The organism is Dyella sp. 01N36, assembly GCF_056399745.1.
In genome coordinates, this window is the sequence record NZ_JBFTRY010000273.1 from 1 (window position 1) to 3,691 (window position 3,691).

Sequence of the window (3,691 nt, forward strand, 5' to 3'; positions counted from 1 at the left end):
CAGGCAGGAACATCGATGATCCGTCAGGCAAGCGGCGGGAGAGCTGGCATTCTAGGGAGCCTGCTCGATGGGTGAATGTGCGTCGGACCACACGGATAGTCCGCGCAGCACACTGTCCTGACTCAGCCGCGCCGGATGGGCGATCAATGGCGCCAGCGCCTCGGCATCGCCGCCCCCCAGGATCAGCTGCGGGGAACCGCCCAGCGATGCGGACATATGCGCGACGAAACGTTCCACCAGCGCCGCAGCAGCCTGCCAGCAACCCGATGCCACGGCATCGGGCGTGTTGTCGGCCACCTCCAGCACCTGGCCGGGGCGGTCGACCAGCACGCGCGCGGTCGCGCCCAGCAGCGACTGCTGCATCAACTGCGGTCCCGGCGCGATCAAGCCGCCGAGGTGGCGGCCATCGGCGTCGAGTGCATCGAGGGTCAGCGCGGTACCCACGCCAGCCATCACACACGGGGCCAACCCTTCGGCGCGAGCGGCCACCATGCCGAGGAAGCGGTCCACGCCCAAGCGGCCTGGTTCGGCATAGGCGTTGCGCACGCCACAGGCTTCCGCCGGCGTGCGCAGCCAGGTCGTGGTCCGCGCAAAACTGGTCGACACCACGGCGGCAATCTGCGCTTCGCGAGCGCCATCCACCACCGAAGCGCCGAATACATCGCCGGGTATCGACAGCTGCCGCCATGCCTCATGCAGCACCAGCGCAACGTCCTCGTTCCATGCGACGGCGCCCTGCTCGCGCCATTGCGTGCCCTCGCGCAGCGCCCACTTCAGGCGCGTGTTGCCCAGATCGAGCAGGAGCCTCATGCGCGACGCACCGTGACGTCGGCGCTGTCGATGCGATGCAGGCCATCCTCGGCCTGCAGCAGCAAGGCGCCGCGCGCATCCACGCCGGCGCCCACGCCTTCCAGCATGGCCTGCGGGCCTTGCACGCGCAGCGGCTTGCCACGCAGCAGGTCATGGCGTGCATATTCATCGACAAAGGCCGCAAAACCCTCTCGCTCGAACTGTTCGAGCCCTTCGGCCAACGCAGTCATCAGAGCCGCCGCCACGCGATTGCGATCCGGCGCCCGACCCGCCAGGGTGGCGAGATCATTCACGGGCTGACCCGCCTGTTCGTGCAGGGCCGCGGTGAGGCGCACGTTCAAACCCACGCCGACGATAGCCGCGCATGGCCCCTGATATTCGCCGCCGAGTTCGACCAGGATGCCGGCGAGCTTGCCGCCGTCGCTGAGCACATCGTTGGGCCATTTCAAGCCGGCGCCTTCGATGCCCAAGGAAGCGAGCGTACGCATCACGATGACGCCGACCGCCAGCGACAGTCCCGACAGCGCGGCAAAACCGCCATCGAAGCGCTTGAGGCAGGACAGATACACATTGAGGCCCGGCGGCGACAGCCATGACCGGCCGCGACGGCCGCGTCCGGCGGTCTGGGTTTCCGCCAGCACCATGCTCAGGTCGGGCAGATCGGCCTGGCGGCGCTGGATCTCACTGGAGGTCGAGTCGATCTCCCAATGCAGCTCCAGCGTGCCCAGGCGTTTGCCCAGCCTGGCAGGCAGCAAGTCACGCAGCGTGGGCAGGTTCAACAACTGCACCGGCCAGGGCAGGCAATAACCAGCCGTGCCGCGCGACTCCACCGGAACGCCGCGTGCACGCAACGCCTCGACCTGTTTCCAGATGGCTGCCCGGGTCACCCCTGTGCGCTCGGCCAGCTGGGCGCCCGACACCATGCCGCCGTCCACCAAGGCCACGAGCAAGTCCTGTGGCTGCATCAGGCGGCATCCCGCGCCGATCGACCGCGTTGGCGGCGTCCGTGGCGAGCTGGGGACGGGATCAGGGAGCGTGACATCCAGCGATTCTAGCCTGCCGAGCCTGCCCTACGCCGCTCGCCACACCGCTCGGGGTCCGTGACTTCTGGGACTCGCAAGCCTTGCACGAGGGTTACGCAGGCACTGGTATCACCGCGATTTTTCTGCCAGCATCAAGCTCTTCGATTGCGGATCAAGGGGTTGAGCCGCCATGGGTGTCGCGAAGTTCTTGTTTGGCTGTGTTCTATGCGTCGGCGGCGTCAGTGCTGCATCGGCCATGGATGCGGACGGCCAGGATCTGAGCTCGATGCAGCGCACCGTGGACACCGGCTCCGGCAGTCACGACGGCGCGAGCGGCAGCGGGGGCGATGCCCTGGGTCTGTCGCGCGAGGCCAACACCGCCCCTGCCGCTTCTTCTTCGTCCAGCGACAACTGCCCCACCACGGCCCCGGCGCGTGCGCCGCGCAGCCGCCAGAACCACATCGGCTGGCAGTCCTTGTTGCCGGGCTCCATCCAGTAACGACCCAACTCGTGTCGGCTGCCTGGTGGCGGCGCTTACGCGCCTATGTCACGCCTCCCCCGCTTGCTGACGAACCCTGGCGCATCGCGCTGCAGGGTTGTCCGCTGGCTCAACGTCTCGATCACGCGCGTCAGAACGAATTGCGTCGACTCGTTGGTGTGTTCCTCGCACGCAAGCGCTTCCATCCTCTGGGCGGTGTCGAACTGTCTGACGCCGATTGCGCCTTGATCGCCATGCAAGCCTGCGTGCCCGTGCTACGCCAAGGCCCGCGCAACCTGCGCGGCTGGCGAGACATCCTGGTGTATCCCGGCGAGTTCCGCGTCAAGCGCAGCCATCACGACGACCGCAGTGGCGTGGTCACCGAAAGCGAGGACGTACTGATCGGCGAAGCCTGGGAACACGGCCCGCTGGTGTTGTCGCTCGCCGACGTGCAGCTCGACCTCGCCCATCCGTGGGACGGCTATAACGTGGTCGTGCACGAGATCGCCCACAAGCTCGACATGCTCGACGGGCCGCCTGATGGCGTGCCGCTGCTGCCTGCGAACATTCCACGACGACAATGGATTGTTGCGTTCCAGCGCGCGTTTGATTTGTTGTCAAATGACGTGGCGCGTGGACGGGACACCTTGATTGATCCGTACGCTGCCGAAAGTCCGGACGAATTTTTTGCCGTGGTGAGTGAGTTGCATTGGTCGCAGCCGTCGGTGCTGCGTCGGGCGGATGCTGCTGTCGCCGGATTGCTTGAGGCGTATTACGGGCCGTCGCCTGCGCCAGGTTGATGCTGCGTAAAAGCGGCCATCCGCAGCACATCACTGTGGGAGCGCACCCTGTGCGCGACTAGCCTACGGAGAGATACATCCCAGCGCTGCGGTCGCGCACAWGTGCGCTCCTACAAGGGTTACGCAGGTTCGTGGGTTGAGGATCAATCTTGCCGGTCGGCTCTTCTGTGGGAGCGCACCCTGTGCGCGACGAACCTACGGAGCGGTACACCCCTGCGTGGCCGTCGCGCACAGGGTGCGCTCCCACAGACAAGCCAAGCGCCAGGCGCGGCATCAAGTGCGCCATCTGTGACCCACAGCCGATGCGCAGCGAGGCCCCGCTTTAAGTCCTCAGCGATTCGGGCGCGTTGCGCAGCGCATTGAGGTAYSCGCTGTGTACCCTCGGAGGTTGTCCCAYAASGACGCGCCTCRAGCGTTCGGGCTTATCYCAACACGATGCTGCGGGCGTTATCAGGCCATTCTCTTTGGGTTACTTTCGACGCGAAGCTAGTCCCGAGGGATCTCTTGGGCCAGCAAGAGATGACTCGGTCGGCGGCAGCCGGCCGATCGAAACGCCCGCCGCGTAGGCGGCACCCTTGCGG

Annotated in this window: 4 protein-coding genes; 2 read left to right on the forward strand and 2 right to left on the reverse strand. The window is 66.4% G+C overall.

Features of this window, described 5'->3' with window-relative positions; genetic code table 11:
- Positions 1-51 precede the first annotated feature (51 nt).
- On the reverse strand, positions 52-810 hold the full coding sequence (locus AC1DMG_RS20815; RefSeq protein ID WP_441604710.1) for a type III pantothenate kinase: 759 nt from the start codon (positions 808-810) through the stop codon (positions 52-54).
- Positions 807-1,775: a biotin--[acetyl-CoA-carboxylase] ligase gene (locus AC1DMG_RS20820; RefSeq protein ID WP_477181030.1), complete on the reverse strand. Its 969-nt coding sequence runs from the start codon at positions 1,773-1,775 to the stop codon at positions 807-809. Before AC1DMG_RS20820 ends, AC1DMG_RS20815 begins: the two co-directional genes overlap by 4 nt.
- Positions 1,776-2,022: 247 nt before the next feature.
- On the opposite strand from AC1DMG_RS20820, the gene AC1DMG_RS20825 reads away from it, so the two are divergent.
- Positions 2,023-2,331, forward strand: a complete 309-nt coding sequence (locus AC1DMG_RS20825; protein ID WP_441604712.1) for a hypothetical protein — start codon at positions 2,023-2,025, stop codon at positions 2,329-2,331.
- Positions 2,332-2,342: 11 nt separating this feature from the next.
- Complete coding sequence (locus AC1DMG_RS20830; protein WP_441604713.1) at positions 2,343-3,110, forward strand: M90 family metallopeptidase; 768 nt, start codon at positions 2,343-2,345, stop codon at positions 3,108-3,110.
- Positions 3,111-3,691 lie beyond the last annotated feature (581 nt).